This is a genomic window from Erwinia oleae (assembly GCF_000770305.1).
Classification (GTDB): Bacteria; Pseudomonadota; Gammaproteobacteria; order Enterobacterales; family Enterobacteriaceae; genus Erwinia; species Erwinia oleae.
On the sequence record NZ_JNVB01000031.1, the window covers coordinates 19024 to 34596 of the forward strand.

Annotated in this window: 15 protein-coding genes; 7 read left to right on the forward strand and 8 right to left on the reverse strand. The window is 55.9% G+C overall.

The window, feature by feature from the left end; genetic code table 11:
• Both GS12_RS11725 and GS12_RS11730 read right to left on the reverse strand, forming a co-directional pair.
• Positions 1-1995 carry a phospholipase effector Tle1 domain-containing protein gene (locus GS12_RS11725; RefSeq protein WP_052118437.1) on the reverse strand — a complete coding sequence of 665 codons (1995 nt, stop codon included), beginning with the start codon at positions 1993-1995 and terminating at the stop codon, positions 1-3.
• A gap of 174 nt (positions 1996-2169) precedes the next feature.
• Positions 2170-2919 carry an SDR family oxidoreductase gene (locus GS12_RS11730; RefSeq protein WP_034947107.1) on the reverse strand — a complete coding sequence of 250 codons (750 nt, stop codon included), beginning with the start codon at positions 2917-2919 and terminating at the stop codon, positions 2170-2172.
• Between the two features lie 96 nt (positions 2920-3015).
• On the opposite strand from GS12_RS11730, the gene GS12_RS11735 reads away from it, so the two are divergent.
• The gene (locus tag GS12_RS11735; protein WP_052118438.1) at positions 3016-3954 is read left to right on the forward strand and encodes an AraC family transcriptional regulator; all 939 of its coding nucleotides are present in this window, start codon (positions 3016-3018) and stop codon (positions 3952-3954) included.
• On the opposite strand, the gene pepT is transcribed toward GS12_RS11735, so the two are convergent.
• Complete coding sequence (pepT, locus tag GS12_RS11740; protein ID WP_034947109.1) at positions 3902-5134, reverse strand: peptidase T; 1233 nt, start codon at positions 5132-5134, stop codon at positions 3902-3904. The genes GS12_RS11735 and pepT overlap by 53 nt on opposite strands.
• Positions 5135-5266: 132 nt before the next feature.
• Between pepT and GS12_RS11745 the strand changes: the two genes are divergently transcribed.
• Both GS12_RS11745 and GS12_RS11750 read left to right on the forward strand, forming a co-directional pair.
• On the forward strand, positions 5267-5695 hold the full coding sequence (locus tag GS12_RS11745; protein ID WP_034947111.1) for an OsmC family protein: 429 nt from the start codon (positions 5267-5269) through the stop codon (positions 5693-5695).
• A 189-nt stretch (positions 5696-5884) separates the two neighbouring features.
• Entirely contained in the window at positions 5885-7477 is a 1593-nt protein-coding gene (locus GS12_RS11750; protein WP_034947113.1) for an ABC transporter substrate-binding protein, read from the forward strand.
• 33 nt (positions 7478-7510) lie between these two features.
• Here GS12_RS11750 and GS12_RS11755 read toward each other — a convergent pair whose 3' ends face one another.
• Together GS12_RS11755 and GS12_RS11760 are read right to left on the reverse strand one after the other, a co-directional pair.
• On the reverse strand, positions 7511-8350 hold the full coding sequence (locus tag GS12_RS11755; RefSeq protein WP_152601398.1) for a helix-turn-helix transcriptional regulator: 840 nt from the start codon (positions 8348-8350) through the stop codon (positions 7511-7513).
• 110 nt (positions 8351-8460) lie between these two features.
• Positions 8461-9360, reverse strand: coding sequence for a LysR family transcriptional regulator (locus GS12_RS11760; protein ID WP_034947118.1), 900 nt, complete (start codon positions 9358-9360; stop codon positions 8461-8463).
• Positions 9361-9463: 103 nt separating this feature from the next.
• Here GS12_RS11760 and GS12_RS11765 point away from each other — a divergent pair, with 103 nt between their 5' ends.
• Positions 9464-10315 (forward strand): SDR family oxidoreductase, encoded by an 852-nt coding sequence (locus GS12_RS11765; RefSeq protein WP_200884515.1) that lies wholly within the window; start codon positions 9464-9466, stop codon positions 10313-10315.
• A 97-nt stretch (positions 10316-10412) separates the two neighbouring features.
• Here GS12_RS11765 and GS12_RS11770 read toward each other — a convergent pair whose 3' ends face one another.
• Positions 10413-11156, reverse strand: coding sequence for an SDR family oxidoreductase (locus tag GS12_RS11770; protein ID WP_034947123.1), 744 nt, complete (start codon positions 11154-11156; stop codon positions 10413-10415).
• A 91-nt stretch (positions 11157-11247) separates the two neighbouring features.
• On the opposite strand from GS12_RS11770, the gene GS12_RS11775 reads away from it, so the two are divergent.
• Positions 11248-11913, forward strand: a complete 666-nt coding sequence (locus GS12_RS11775) for a TetR/AcrR family transcriptional regulator (protein WP_034947125.1) — start codon at positions 11248-11250, stop codon at positions 11911-11913.
• 21 nt (positions 11914-11934) lie between these two features.
• Here the strand turns inward: GS12_RS11775 and GS12_RS11780 are convergent, their stop codons facing one another.
• The gene (locus GS12_RS11780) at positions 11935-13119 is read right to left on the reverse strand and encodes a sugar transporter (protein ID WP_034947128.1); all 1185 of its coding nucleotides are present in this window, start codon (positions 13117-13119) and stop codon (positions 11935-11937) included.
• Between the two features lie 132 nt (positions 13120-13251).
• A complete protein-coding gene (locus GS12_RS11785; RefSeq protein WP_034947163.1) occupies positions 13252-13812 on the reverse strand; it encodes a flavin reductase family protein in 561 nt (186 codons plus the stop codon).
• A 181-nt stretch (positions 13813-13993) separates the two neighbouring features.
• Between GS12_RS11785 and GS12_RS11790 the strand changes: the two genes are divergently transcribed.
• Complete coding sequence (locus GS12_RS11790; RefSeq protein WP_034914871.1) at positions 13994-14866, forward strand: NAD(P)-dependent oxidoreductase; 873 nt, start codon at positions 13994-13996, stop codon at positions 14864-14866.
• 31 nt (positions 14867-14897) lie between these two features.
• Positions 14898-15518 carry a glutathione S-transferase family protein gene (locus GS12_RS11795; RefSeq protein ID WP_034947131.1) on the forward strand — a complete coding sequence of 207 codons (621 nt, stop codon included), beginning with the start codon at positions 14898-14900 and terminating at the stop codon, positions 15516-15518.
• Positions 15519-15573 lie beyond the last annotated feature (55 nt).

Consider the following 15573-nt stretch of genomic DNA (forward strand, 5'->3'; position numbering starts at 1 on the left):
TCACTGTTTTTTTCCGTCCATGTTATAGACCGTGCGTTGCCAGCGCAGATCGGGCCGGTGAGGGAAACTGAGCGTCTCTGATGGAGACGCGCCACCGATAATCAGGCCGCGGTCGTTGAGCTTAATAGCATTCCAGTGCGTTGAGCAGTGGATATAAGGCGCAATCAACGCAATTTCCTCGGCGGTGAACGCGTCATAAAACTGCTTTTTACACGCTGCTCTGGCCTGCGCCAGCGCTTTGTCGCAAAGTGGCTGGAGCTCAGCAGGCAGTGCCAGAGCGGGGTTTTCTGAATCAAGTGGATCAAACACCACGCCCGCCCCGGTGGCGGCTTCAATCATTACCCGTAAAGCCACCTTCGACCAGTCATTTTTAACCCGCCGGTTACGCACCGCCAGCGCGGCAAAGCTGCGTTTCTGCATATTACCGTAGCGATCCAGCGGCATCCGATCGTCTGACCAGGTTTCAATCACCACCTCCTGGTTGCGCAGCAACGGCGCCATAGCGGGGGCGTAGTGAAGATCCACCCGTTCGCTGCGCACTGTGCGCCACACCCGCGTGTGTTCATCAGGCCGCTGAAGCGGCACCGTTTCTCCGTACGGGCGGGAGAGAAAGAGATCTTCGCGTACCAGCGGCAGGTAACCACCGCCAATATCGGCATGGACACCGGGCAGCGACATCTCAGGCCAGGCAGGGCTGACGCTGTTAAGGGCAAAGTTGAAACGGCATTCGTGCCGTGCCGTAAGGTGGAACACTTTTTCCGCCACGCCGGGACGCAGGCGAAGCCTGACGCTTCCCGTATCTGCGCTGTGCGGATTCAGGCCGTTTGTGGCGGTGCCGATGGCGGCGACGGTGTCAAAGATGCCGATAAAACGGGTTACGCCGCAGGGCGCACCGCTGTAATCGACGTCCGCCATTCCCTCACGAATAGCGCTGGCCAGCGCGGTGTCCTGCGCCTGTACGCGATTGGCAAAATGACGTGCGGCTGCCGCACCGCGACTGAAGCCAAAGATATCGAATTTGAGCGCTATGATTTTAAAAGGGGAGTTCAGGTTGTCGCGGACGGTATTAATTGCGCCAGCCAGTTCAGCAATCGCCCGATCGGTTTTCGCCAGCACCCCGGTGTCGGAGATTCCCATTCCTATACCCAAAACTCGATCGGGCTCTCCATTAACCGTGCCTGTTCCCTCAACATATACAGTTCGTTGTATGCAGCCATTTACCGGCGAGATCATTTGCCTGTACAACGTACTCAACCAGTGTACGTTTGTGTAATAGCTGGTGTAGCTGAAAGCGCCTGTGCCGGAAACGCCCATTTTTTCATGCGCCGTTTCGGCCAGAATGGATTCAACATCTTCATTATCGATCCGGAAATGCTCACCGCTACATGCGGCAAGCATGTTTCTGACGTTCACCGCGTTATTGCCGGTGCCGTCGAAGAAAATTCCCACCACCAGCGTGACCTCCTGCGGCAACAATTCGCGGACAGCGCGCCGATAAGGTTCGGATGACACTGCCGGTTCGTCGGCAACGGAAGACCACCATTCGGGTCGGAAGGTTGCACGCGGTTTTCCGCCGCAATGGCTGTAATCCCGGCGTTGCACCGCCGCATCAAATGCGCTGACTATTTTGTCGATACGGCCAAACGTGAATGCTGAAGGGTCATGGCAAATCAGCTTTCCAAAGGCGTCAATGTAGAATAACCTTTCCGGCTGGCCGAACGGGTTGATTTTTACCACTTCTCCGCTGAAAAGCATGCATTTAAACTTTTCCTCCTCCCTGGTGTGACAAGGCTGGGGAGCCGCGCCATTAGGATTATAATCACGCAGGTACATATGCACGACTTTCTCGCTGTAGATGGCATCGTCAGAGAAGAGATACATGCGTTGGATGTCATGCCAGACTTTCCAGGGCGGAATAATACATTCAAAACTTTCCGGGGCGAGGTCTTGTCTGGGCAGGTAGTAAAGATCGTTTCCGGGCAGGTAAAGGCTCATATCCAGCTCCTTCTGGATAATAAACAAGGTGATAGTTTACCTTTGAAATAAAATTGAATCAGAGTTTTTCAGCAGGTTAGCTATAAAGATCACAAAAATTCTTATTTAAAAGGGATCTGAATATCATTGCATAACCTGCTGGTCAGCATGTTTTATCGAACGCGCTGACGCTTTTTAATCAAGCGAAGCGGCCAGCGCGACCGCGTCGCTGCCCGCAGGCGTGCGCATCGGCGTGGCGGGGTCGTTGACCGCCTGCCAGACCGCTTCCGCAACCTGCTGCGACTGCGTCACTTCTTCCGTTGAGCTGGCCCATTCGCTAAAAATCCCCTCAGCCAGCGCGCTGTAAGCGTCGGGAATAGCGCCTGCCATACGCGCCTGCGCATTCTGGCCGAAGCGGGTGGTTGGTGCGCGGCCCGGCAGCACCAGCCGCACGCGAACGTTGAACTGCGCCAGCTCAAGCGCCAGCGATTCGGTAAAGGCATTCACCGCCGCCTTGCTGGCCGTATAAACAGAGAGCAGAGGCAGCGGCCTCAGCGTAACCGTTGAGGTAACGTTGACGATGACGCCGTCCTTACGCGTTCTGAACTGCGGCAGTACCGCCTGGGTCATGGCGATAGTGCCCAGCGTGTTCGTCGCAAATACCTCACGTATCGCCTCCATAGAAAATCCCTCAAGCGCGCCCAGCAGGCCGATACCGGCGTTATTCACCAGCGCATCAATCTCTCCGGCTGCTTCAATGGCTTGTTGAATGCTCTCCGCACTGGACACGTCCAGCGCGATCAGGCGCAGATTTTCGCTCTGCGGAAAGAGATCCTGATTTGGCGTACGCATGGTGGCGATCACCTTCCAGCCGCGATCGAGGAACCAGCGCGCCGTTTCATGACCAAAGCCGGAAGAACAACCGGTAATCAGTATCGTTTTCATCATCAACTCCTTCAGGTTTCAGAAAGAAAAGCCTAAGCGTTGAGCGCCGGACTGGCTATAATTATCCGTCCGCATATTCTTTGCAGGAGTCCAGAGATGATCGATCCATTAGCGGAAGTGGTGACGCTGTTACAACCCACCGCCCGTTACACAAAAGTGGTTAACGGTGCAGGTCGTTGGGGCGTAAGACGAACGGACGTCGCACAGCCTTTTTATTGTGCGGTGATGGAGGGTTGCTGCCGCTTAACGATTGACGGATTTGCGCCCCTGCTGCTCAGACAGGGCGATTTTGTCCTGCTGCCCGCCGCCAGTGATTTCACCATGACCAGTGCGGAACTGCCTTCCCCTGCACACTTTGCCATTGCGCCGGTTACCCAGCCGGACGGCGAAATCAGATCGGGCGAGCAACATGGCCCAGCCGATGTCCGGCTGCTTATCGGCCATTGTGTCTTCGCGTCGCCCGACGCGGGACTGCTGGTTTCTCTTCTGCCGCAACAGATACATGTGCGCGGCGAAAGCCGTCTTGCCACGCTGGTGCAGCTGGTTGGCGATGAGTGGCGCGCCAGGCGCCCGGCGCGCGAGGTGATCCTGGCGCGTCTGCTTGAGGTGTTGCTGATCGAAGCACTGCGATCGTCCGACGGAACCGCCGCCACGCCGGGACTGATCGCAGGTCTGGCAGACGAACGGCTGGCGGTTGCGCTGCGTCAGATGCACGGCGATATCACCCGCAGCTGGACGATGGCAGAGCTGGCAAAAGCCGCCGCCATGTCGCGGTCGGCTTTCTTTGAACGATTCAGTCGCGCGATGGGCGTCGCGCCGATGGCCTATTTGCTTGCCTGGCGTATGGCCCGGGCAAAGCGTTTATTGTTGGGGGAAGAGAGTGTGGCCAGCGTTGCCGAACAAACGGGCTACCGTTCGGCAAGCGCCTTCAGCGTGGCCTTCAGCCGCTACGTGGGCATCGCGCCAACGCGTTTCGCCTCGCTCAGTCAGCCGCAGCCAGAAGACACAGTTTTTCCGCAACCTGATACGATTTAACAAACGAGGCAATCGGCAAAAATTCAAATTTAGAGTGAAAGTTATGCGCGCCGGTAAAGAAATTGGGCGTCAGCAGGCCTTTTGCGGACAGGGCCGCGCCGTCGGTGCCGCCGCGCATCGGCGTGACTTTCGGTTCGATATCCAGCTGCCTCATTGCCTCAAAAATCAGATCGATTGCCCGGCGATCTTCGCCAACGGCATTGCTGATGTTGCTGTAGGTGTCGCTGAGAGTGAAGGTGACCTTGCCGGCGGGATAGTTCGCCGCAATTTTCTCCGCGACGTCGGCAATTTGCTGTTTCCGCTGCCGGAAAGAGGCCAGGTCAAAATCGCGAATTGACGCCTTCAGTCGCGCCTCACTGGCATTGGCGTTCATATCGTTAAACCAGATGTAGCCTTCGCGCCCTTCAGTGTGTTCCGGCGTCTGCTGACGATCAAAATGGCTGATAAAATCCCAGGCCATCAGCAGCGGATTAACCAGCACGTCTTTTGCTGACATAGGATGCGCGGTCACACCGGTAAAATGGATCTCGGCGGCGGCGGCATTAAAGTTCTCAAATACCACTTCACCCAGTTCACAGCAGTCAATGGTCCAGGCAAAATCGACGTTAAAGCGCGTTTCCAGATCCAGCGCCTTTGCGCCGCGCAGGCCGATCTCTTCATCAGGTACGAAGGCCACCACGATGTCGCCGTGCGGCGTGGCATCGGTGAGGTTTTCCATCAACGTCATCACCACGGTGACCGCCGCTTTGTTGTCCGCGCCCAGCACGCTGGTGCCATCGCTGAAAATAATCTCCTGTCCTGCATAAGCGGCGATTTCGGGGTGGTCAGCGGCGCGTAGCCAGATATCCTGTTCGGCATTCAGGCAGAGATCGTCGCCCTCAAAACGCAGCGTTTGCGGGTGAATATGCGGCGAAAGCCCGACATCAACGGTGTCAATATGGGTGATGAAGCCAATACGCGGCGCAGAAGGGCGATTGCCTGGCTTGACGGCGGTTACCGTGGCGAATTCATCGACAACCACCTCCTGAAGCCCCATTTCGCGCAGCTCTTCCGCCAGCATGGCGGCCATATCATGCTGACCGGGCGTGCTCGGCAGCACGTCCGATGCCGCGTTGCTCTGGCTGGTGACGGATAAATAACGATAAAAGCGGGAGGTAAGCTGTTCGGCCAGTGTGGTCATGCTGTTTTCCTGTAAGCAGTAAGCGACAGGCCCTATTTACGGTCAGCTTCCAGGCGATTGCAAGCCTTCATCCGGCAAAGTGCTGAGACATAACTATACTGAATACCTGTGTAAATCAAACGGGAGACAGATATGACCATTCATAAGAAAGGGCAGGCACACTGGGAAGGTAATATTAAACAGGGTAAAGGCACGGTCTCTACCGAGAGCGGCGCGCTGAAAGAGCAGCCTTATGGTTTTAATACCCGTTTTGAGGGCAAGCCGGGCACCAACCCGGAAGAGCTGATTGGTGCGGCGCACTCCGCCTGCTTTTCAATGGCGCTTTCGCTGATGCTGGGCAATGAAGGCTATACGCCGGAGAGCATCGATACCGTGGCGGATGTTTCACTGGATAAAGTAGGCGAAGGCTTCAAAATCACCAAAGTTGCGCTGCAAAGCCGGGTGACACTACCAGGTATTGATGACGCGGCCTTCGAGAAAATCATTAATCAGGCCAAAGAGGGATGTCCGGTTTCTCAGTTAATGAATACGGAAATCACGCTCGATTACCAGCTGAACTGATCCCCAGCTTTCCCGTCCGCTACGGGCGGGAAAGTCCCTGCTTATTTATCCTGCCTTGCCAACATCCTGAAATATAACTAAAACCAATAGCGCAAAACCGGTATTTTTGCTGGCTCCGTATCGCCGTAGCGATTAGATTGTTAAAGGCTCTGGACAGATAGAAAACAATCACAACGAGAGAAGATAACAATGAAACGATCGCTATTACGGACGACCGTGGCCGCTTTGACGCTGGCGGTAGCCTCTGGCGCGGCGGCGAAGACGCTGGTTTTTTGCTCTGAAGGTTCACCAGAAAACTTCAATCCTCAGCTGTACACTTCCGGTACCAGCGTTGATGCCAGCGCGGTGCCCCTTTATAACCGGTTAGTTGATTTCAAACCCGGCACGACGGAACTGGTGCCGAGTCTGGCGGAAAGCTGGGAAGTCAGCCCGGATGGCAAGGTGTACACCTTCCATCTGCGCAAGGGCGTGAAATTCCACAGCAGCAAAACCTATAAACCAACGCGCGACTTCAACGCCGACGATGTCATTTTCTCGTTTATGCGGCAGAAAGATCCCAACAATCCCTATCACAAGGTTTCTAACGGCACCTATGCCAACTTCGAGAGCCTGGAGTTCGGTTCGCTGATCCAGAATATTGAGAAAGTGGATGACCATACGGTTCGCTTTACCCTGGCGCATGCCGAAGCGCCGTTTCTTGCCGATCTCGGCTGGTATTTCGCCTCCATTCTTTCCGCCGAATATGCCGACGCCATGCTCAAAGCGGGCACGCCGGAAAAAGTGGATCGTGATCCTGTCGGCACCGGCCCGTTTGAACTGGTGAGTTATCAGAAAGACGCCCGACTGTTGTTCCGCGCCTTTCCGGAATACTGGCAGGGTAAAGCGAAGCTGGATCGGCTGGTGTTCAGCATCACGCCGGACGCCTCGGTGCGTTTTGCCAAACTGGAGAAGAACGAGTGCCAGGTGATGCCGTTCCCGAATCCGGCCGACCTTAAGCGGATGAAGGAGAACAAAGACGTTACGCTGATGCAAAAAGCGGGGCTGAATACCGGTTTCCTCGCGTTTAATACACAAAAAGCGCCGCTGGATAACGTCAGGGTGCGACAGGCGCTCACCATGGCCATCAACAAGCCGGCCATTATTCAGGCGGTATTTCAGGGAACCGGCACCGTGGCGAAAAACCTGCTGCCGCCGGGCGTCTGGAGCGCAGATCAGGATCTGAAAGATTATGACTATGCGCCTGATAAGGCGAAAGCGCTGCTGAAAGAGGCGGGGATCAAAGAGGGTACCACCATCGATCTATGGGCGATGCCGGTTCAGCGGCCTTACAACCCTAACGCGCGGCGCATGGCGGAGATGATTCAGGCCGACTGGGCAAAAGTCGGCATTAAAGCCAATATTGTCAGCTTTGAGTGGGGCGAGTACCTGAAAAGAGTGAAGAATGGCGAGCATCAGGCGGCGCTGATGGGCTGGACGACGGCGACCGGCGATCCTGATAACTTCTTTGGTCCGTTGTTCAGTTGCACCTCGGCCAACGGCGGTTCCAATTCGTCGAAGTGGTGCTACAAGCCTTTTGAAACGGTCATCACCAGCGCGCGCGCCGAGCAGGATCATAACAAACGCATTCAGCTATACCGTCAGGCGCAGCAAATCATGCACGATCAGGCGCCTGCGGTAATGATTGCTCACTCGACCATTTTCGAACCTGTTCGCAAAGAAGTGACCGGCTATGAAGTGGATCCTTTTGGCAAACATATTTTCTATCAGGTTGATCTCAAATAGGCCGCAGCGGCCTGCGCCTTAAACGCAGGCCGCTCATCCCGCGTGGCGGTTTTGCCGCCAGAGGTCAAGTATCCGGTCTACTTTTGAGCGATATTCCGCATTCGCCGGTGTGTAAATAACCAGTCCCAAATCAGGCTGACCATCCAGCGTAAACGACGAATATTCAAACGCCAGATCGCCCACCAGTGGATGACGCGCGTGCTTAACGCCTTCGCCCTGATGCTGCACGTCATAGCTTTGCCAGAAGCGGCTGAACTCTGTACTGCTTTCGCTCAGCTCTTCGACCAGTTCCTTAACCTGTTCCAGCGCGCCCGCGCGAATAACCTCAGCACGAAATGCCGCCACGGCGGAAGCCGCATCGGCCTGCCAGTTAATCATCTTTTCGCGTACATGCGGATCGGTGAAAAGGATGCGCATAATATTGCGTTGTGGCACCGCCATCAGCGTGTAGTCTTTCAGTACTGCTCTGGCCGCGTCGTTCCAGGCAACAATGTCCCAGGTGGCGGTTCTGATCAGCGCGGGGCTGCGCTCCAGCGAATCCAGTACGCGCTGAAGCTGTTTCGAAACCTGTTCATCCTGCCGGTAGCGCGCCTGCGGTGGCCGTTGCTGCGCCAGCAAAAAGAGGTGTTCACGCTCTACGGCGCTGAGCCGCAGCGCCTGAGCCAGCCTGTCCAGCACCTCTGCGGACGGGGAGCCGCCGCGCCCCTGCTCAAGCCAGGTATACCAGGTGGCGCTGACGTTGGCGCGCTGTGCCACCTCTTCGCGGCGCAGGCCCGGCGTACGACGGCGGCGTGGTGAAATACCAAAGCTCTCAGGATCGAGCTTTCCGCGACGATCTTTCAGGTAGTGTCCCAGCAGTTTGCAGTCCGGTATCAACGTGTTTTCTCCTCAATAGCTTTGTAAAGCCTGGCTGGTTTTGGCGGCGGGTCAATGTATATTCTCACCGCGGGTTCGCCGCCAGGTTAATGCCTCCGGCATCATACCTATCCATGATGATTAACTTCCTTTATTAAATCGATAAATGCTCTCAGCGCCGGGGGCATCTGACGGTTTCCCGGATAATATAAATAAAGCCCCGGAAAAGGCGGGCTCCAGTTGTCAAGAAGACGCCGGAGGCGGCCCGATTCCAGTTCCGCCATCACTGCGCTTTCCGGGACACAGGCAATCCCCAGCCCATCAACGGCGGCAGCGATCATCAGCGGGATAGTATTTAATGTAAGACGGCCGGGAACATCAATGGTGATCTCCTGTCCCTGCCGTGAAAATTCCCACTGGTAACGTTTGCCACTGGGCAACTGATGTCGAATGCATTCATGCCGGCGCAGGTCGTCCGGAACGGCGGGGGCCTGCCGCCCGGAAAGATAGCGTTCTGATGCCACAGTGATAAATCGCACCGGGCCGCCAAACCTTACGGCATTCATTCCCTGAGCGAGGCTTTCTCCCAGGCGAACCCCTGCATCGAACCCCTCTGCGACAATATCTATCAGGCGGCCTTCAGCAACAATATCAAGCGACACGTCCGGGTATCTTGCCAGGAAGTCCGGCACCACCTTGTGCAACAGGATTGCTGCCGCCGTTTCGGGGGCGTTGATACGTAACGTGCCAGCGGGTGATGCCCGAAACAGGGCGATGTTTTCCAGCGCGAGATTGACCTCTTTCAGCGCGGGAACCAGCGTTGCGCGCAGGCTGTGGCCCGCTTCCGTTAACGCTACGCTTCGGGTGGTGCGATTAAAAAGGCGAACGCCAAGCGTCTCTTCCAACTGCCGGATGGTATGGCTGAGCGAAGAGGGCGCAATATTCAAAACCTGCGCGGCTTGTCGAAAACTGGTGTAGTCGGCAACGGTAATGAACGCATTCAGATCGTTGAAAGAAGGTTGTGGCATTGTTCGGTTTTAACCAACAGTTAATTGGATATTGTTGATATAGTATACAGCAGTAAGATCTGACAATAATAAAATCTCATTAATCTGGAGTGGAGATTTTATTATGCAGACCTGGATGATTAGCGGTATCTCTTCCGGACTGGGCCGGATCCTTACGGAAAAACTTCTTACCCGTGGTGATAATGTTGTGGGTCTGACTCGCGATCTGCGCAAGACGCATGAACTTAAAGAACGCTATCCCGAACAGTTTTATTTAATTGAGGTTGACCTGCGTGACACCCTGGCCGTAAGCAATGCAGTCGATGAGGCGTTCAGGTTTTCCGGACGTATCGATCGTATTGTAAGTAACGCGGGTTACGGCGTTTTCGGGGCGGCGGAGGAAACTGACGATCGGCATCTCCGCGACATTATCGATACCAACCTGATCGGATCGATCGTACTGATACGTTCTTCCCTTCCTCACCTGCGGCGTCAGGGGGGCGGCCGTGTAATACAGATTTCAAGCGAAGGTGGCCAGATAGCCTATCCGGGATTCAGTCTTTATCATGCATCAAAGTGGGGAATTGAAGGTTTTATCGAATCGGTTGCGCAGGAAGTCAGCCCGTTCGGTATCGATTTTGTCATTGTTGAACCCGGTCCGGCCCGAACGGATTTTGGCCATGCGCTTGTGCGGCCTGAACCTTTACCCGATTACGAAGGTACAGCTTCCGCACAGATCAGGAAATCGCTCGACAGCGGTGGTTGGGTAATTAAAGGCGATCCGGTACGCATGGTCGATGCAATGCTGAACGTAGCCGATCAGCAGTCTCCGCCTCTGCGGCTGATTCTGGGTGCCGATGCGCACGCCAGCGTGCGGCATGCGCTGAAATCGCGCCTTGCTTTACTGGATGAGCAGCAACGCGTTGCGGCGGGGGCCGATTTCAGTCAGGAGGAGCTGGATGCCTTTGCGGATTGATGCCGACATTTGCAGGGTGTAAATCGTCGAGCGGGCAATATTAAGCTTCAGCCGAAGGTGGTAAAAACTCGCCGCAGCACCAGCGGCGAGTTTTTTTTCAGGCGTTAGAACCACCATCTACCGTCAGCGCGGTGCCGGTGATGTAGTTTGCTGCCGGGCTGGCCAGAAAGGCCACCGCGTCGGCAATATCGTCAGGTTTACCGTAGTGGCCCAGCGACGTCTGTTTACGGTTTCCCTCAGCAAAATCGCCGTTGGCCGCCGGGTTCATATCGGTGTCGATCGGTCCCGGCTGTACGAGGTTGACCGTTATGGCCTGCGGGCCAAGATCGCGTGCCAGGCCTCGTGTGAAGGCGAGCAGCGCCGACTTGGTCAATGAGTAAACCGTCACGCCCGCCATCGGTACGCGCTCCGCCAGGCACGAGCCGGTACTGATGATCCGCCCACCCTGTTTAAGGTGCGGAATAGCGGCCTGTGAGGCGAGGATCACCGCACGAATATTAATATTAAGTAGCGCATCAATCTCCTCCAGGCGCATCTCCGGCAGCGAACCCGAACGGGCGATCCCCGCATTGTTTACCAGAATATCAAGACCGCCAAGGCTGCTGACCGCCTCATTGACGGAGCGCGTCACCGCAGCCGCATCTGCGCTGTCGGCCTGAATGGCAAAGCCGCGCCGCCCCTTGTTCTCAATAGCTTTAACCACGCCGGTGGCTTTGTCCGCCGCGTGCTCGTAGGTGAGAGCGACATCTGCGCCTTTTTCCGCCAGCGCCAGTGCAATAGCGGCACCGATACCACGCGACCCGCCGGTGACCAGCGCGCGCTTACCTGTCAGTTCATTCATTGCCTGTTCCTCTATGATTATATTTATGTAGTGATCGACACATAAATTAGGATTGTTGCACAAATCCGTCAATCGGTTTATATAACGATCCATGCATAAATCAGAGAAAACGGCACAGTCCGCTAAAAATACGCCTTCACGCGCGCGTGGACGCCCGCGCGCGTTCGATCCGGACGCCGCACTGGCAAAAGCAACGCGTCTGTTCTGGCAAAAGGGGTATGAAGCCACTTCCATTTCGGATCTCACAGCAGCGATGGGAATTGGTTCGCCCAGCCTTTACGCGGCCTTCGGATCGAAAGAAGCGCTTTATCTGGAGGCATTGCGTCACTATCGCACATGCTATGAATCGCTGATCTGGGAGCGGTTTCTGTCAGCCGCTACGGCTCGCGAGGCGGTGACAGCGCTGCTGATGGATTCCGCTCGCGCCTTGACGGAGGGCATCAGCGAGATCCCGAACGGCTGCATGGTGACGCTTTCGATGGTGGGCAGCGAGGGACACAGCGAACTGGGCGAGGTCGTCCGGTCAATGCGCGCGGTTACTTTTCAACGCCTCGAGGCGCGGCTGCGTCAGGCTGTGGAAACGGGCGAGATCCCGGAGCAGGTCGATATACCGGCGCTCGCGCGCGTGGTGCAAACCCTGCAAAACGGCATGTCCATTCTGGCGCGGGATGGTGTAAAACGGGCTGAACTGGAAGGAATGGTCACGATGATGATGGCGGGATGGGACGCCAGAACCACGTTAAACAACGCGAAGTAATGGCGCCCTGACCGGCAGGCGTCAGCCGTGGCTTCTGAGCTGTGGAAAGCGACGAATGCTCCACAGGCACCACGCCAGCGAAAACAGTCCAATAGTGCCGCCCGCGTAGCCGATGCTGCCCATATTGAGATGCAGACTCACCTGATTGCCCAGCAGCGCGCCGCCGCCGATGCCGATATTGTAGATCCCGGAGAGCAGAGCCATCGCCACGTCAGTCGCATCCGGCGCCAGATTCAGCACCCGTACCTGCACCGCCAGGCCGATAATCATCATCGCCATTCCCCAAATGATACACAGCCAGGCGATAGCAATGGCGTGCGTGGCGGCCAGAAACAGCGTCAGCATGCAGGCGGAAACCAGCGCAATAGCCGTCACCAGGAAGCTGGCCGGATACCGGTTGCCGAAGGTGCTGAACAGTATGCTGCCGACGATGCCCGCTGCGCCAAATATCAGCAGCAGCAACGTGGTGAAGTTATCGCTCATTTGCGCCACGTTCTGGATAAACGGCTCAATGTAGCTGTAGGCGGTGTAATGTGCGGTCACAATGGCTGCGATCAACACATACAGCGCCACCAGCGCCGGACGACGAAACAGCATTGGCACGCTTTTCAGCGAACCGCTGTGCTCGCTGGGCAGCGGCGGCAACAGCTTCGCCAGGCAGATCAGGGTGACCAGCGCCACGCCGCCAATAACGCCAAAGGTGATACGCCAGCCAAGGTACTGTCCGATCAGACGACCCAGCGGCAGGCCCAGTACCATCGCCAGCGCGGTACCGGTAGCCAGCATGCCCAGCGCCTGCGTCTTCTTTCCGGCGGGCGCCACGCGGATCGCCAGCGACGCGGTGATCGACCAGAATATAGCGTGCGACAGCGCAATACCGATGCGTGACGCTACCAGCGTGCTGAAGCTCCACGCCACGGTGGAAAAGGCATGGCTGGCAATAAACAGGATAAAGATAGCGATGAGCAGAAAGCGGCGCTCAACCTGGCTGGTCAGCAGCATCAGCGGCAGCGAAAGCAGCGCCACCACCCAGGCATAAATAGTCAGCATCAGGCCGACCTGCGCGGTCTGCATCGAGAAGCTGTCGGCGATGTCAGAAAGCAGACCGACGGGCACAAACTCGGTGGTGTTAAAAATAAAGGCGGCGACGGCGAGCAGGATGACGCGCAGCCACGCCGTTTTGCGTGAAACAGTAGTTGATTGCATCAGGTTAACAGCTTATTGATAAGTGATTAATTTCGCTGAGACGAAGTCGAAAAAGTATCGCTATATTGTGATGCAAATCACATTAATAAGACATCAAAAATTCGCCTTTTTTGTAAATCAGCCATTTCATATTTACAGCATGTCGGGGCGAAACAGCGAACGGCGACTGACGTGTTTGCCGGAAAGCATAAATTCGCCGTCGCCGCAGTAGTGGATCGTTTCCGGTTTTTCAGGAGATGCGGCAACATGGGCTTTAATTACTTCAAAAATAAAAAAGCTGAAGCCGTCCACCAGTTGATCATTATGAAGTGTGCACTCAAAACTGGCATGACACTCTGCAATCAGCGGCGCGCTGACGCGTTCGCCTTTTTCCGCCGTCAGGGCAAAATCATGAAATTTGTCGCATCGCGTGCCGCTACAGTTGCCGATTTTCACCACCGTCTCCAGCAGCGAGGAGGTGGGCAGGTTGATGACGCATTCACCGCTCTGACGAATCAGTTGGTGACTGTGGTTTCCGGCGGAGATCATACAGCCGATTAGCGAGGGGGAAAATTCAAGAACGGTATGCCAGCCCAGCGTCATAATATCCGTTTCGCCATGATGCTGCGATGAAACCAACACCACCGGGCCTGGCTCCAGAAAATGGCGCACGTTGCTGACCGGAAAATCAATTTTTTTCATCTGGTGAGTCATCATTATTTCTCCCGTTAACGGGATAACTATAGATGACCCTGGCCGATGCTGGCAGACATTCACACCCCGTTACGAATTCCCGCACGGCGTTTCCATTCGATAAAGAAGAAATTATTGTGCGGGTGCGCTACCCTGGAGACAGTGTGTGGCTGCGGTCGCGCTTAGCTAAAGGAGAACGTTTATGAGTCAGCATCCCGCGGTGGCGGTATTAGGATTAGGTGCGATGGGCCATGCCTTCGCAGCGAATTTACTGAAAAACGGCTTTTCGACCTCAGGCTGGAACAGGACTAAATCGCGTGGCGACGATCTTAAAGCGGCCGGTCTGACCCTGGCTAACTCGCCCCAGCAGGCCGTTGAGCAGGCCGGCGTGGTTATCACCATGCTGGCCGATGCGGCGACAACGGAGAGCGTTCTTGAGCAGGCGTCTTCAGCGCTGAAAAACGGTGCCATCGTGGTACAAATGGGCACAATTGGCGTTGAGGCCACGGAAAAACTGATTGGCTTTTTTGCCGAACGTCGTCCCGACGTCGTGTTTATCGATGCGCCGGTTTCCGGCACCAAAACGCCGGCGGAAAATGCGCAAATCGTGGTGCTGGCCAGCGGCGACCGCCAGCGCGCCGCCGCCGTTGAACCGGTATTCGCCGCCATTTCAAAAGCGACAAAGTGGCTGGGCGCGGCCGGTTCGGCTTCGAAAATGAAGCTGGTGGTCAACGCCTGGCTGATTTCGATGGTGCAGGGGCTGTCCGAAAGCATGCAGATGGCGAAAGAGTTTGGCTTTACTTCTGACGATCTCTGGTCAGTGCTGGAGGGCGGGCCGCTGGCCGTGCCGTACGCCAGTGCCAAATTGGAAATGATGAAAGAAGGGCGCTACGATCCTCAGATGCAGCTGACCTGGGCACTGAAAGATGCCAGGCTGGCGCTGTCGGCGGCTAAAGACAGCGAACTGCCGGGACTGCGGCTGATCGCCGATGTCTGGCAGGAAGCGGTAAACGCCGGCTATGGCGAAAATGATTTATCAGTGGTTTATCACTATCTGAGTGAGAAGACGCTGTAAGCACGCCCTGTAGAACCGCACGGAGGTCTTTATGCAGAAACTGTACGGCGCGCCTGGCTGGGGTTCGGCTATTAGCGAAATCATGTTTACGCTGGCGGACGAAGCCTATCAACTGGTGGACGTGACAGGTTTTGATAAGCCCGGCCCGGCGCGGGAGCGTTTGCTGGCGGTTAATCCGCTGGCGCAGGTGCCGACGCTGGTGCGCGCTGACGGTTCTGTTATGACCGAAACCGCCGCCATTGCCCTGATGCTGTTGAATGAGAACCCGCATCTCGCACCGTCGGCGGGCACTCCGCAGCGTCAGCAGTTTTATCGCCTGTTGATCTGGCTGGTGGCCAACGTTTATCCCACGCTGACCTACGGCGACTATCCCGCACGCTGGGTCAACACGGCGCCAGAAGAGCTGGAAAGCTCGACCGATCGCTACCGCGAGTCGCTCTATCTCTGGCTGGAGAGCCAGGCAGGGGAAGGGCCATACTGGTTTGGCGAGCAGGTCAGTCTGCTTGACGCTTATTTTCCGGTAATAATGTGCTGGCGGCCGCGAAAAGCCTGGTTTGAGCAACATACGCCAAAACTCGTCCAGATTGCAGAAAATGTACGGAGTTTGCCGGTGCTGGAAAGAGTGGTGGGCGCTAATCAGTTAAAGACATAATTTTATGTTATTCAATGCAATAGCGTAAATAGCAGTAATCGCTAACGTCGTTTCT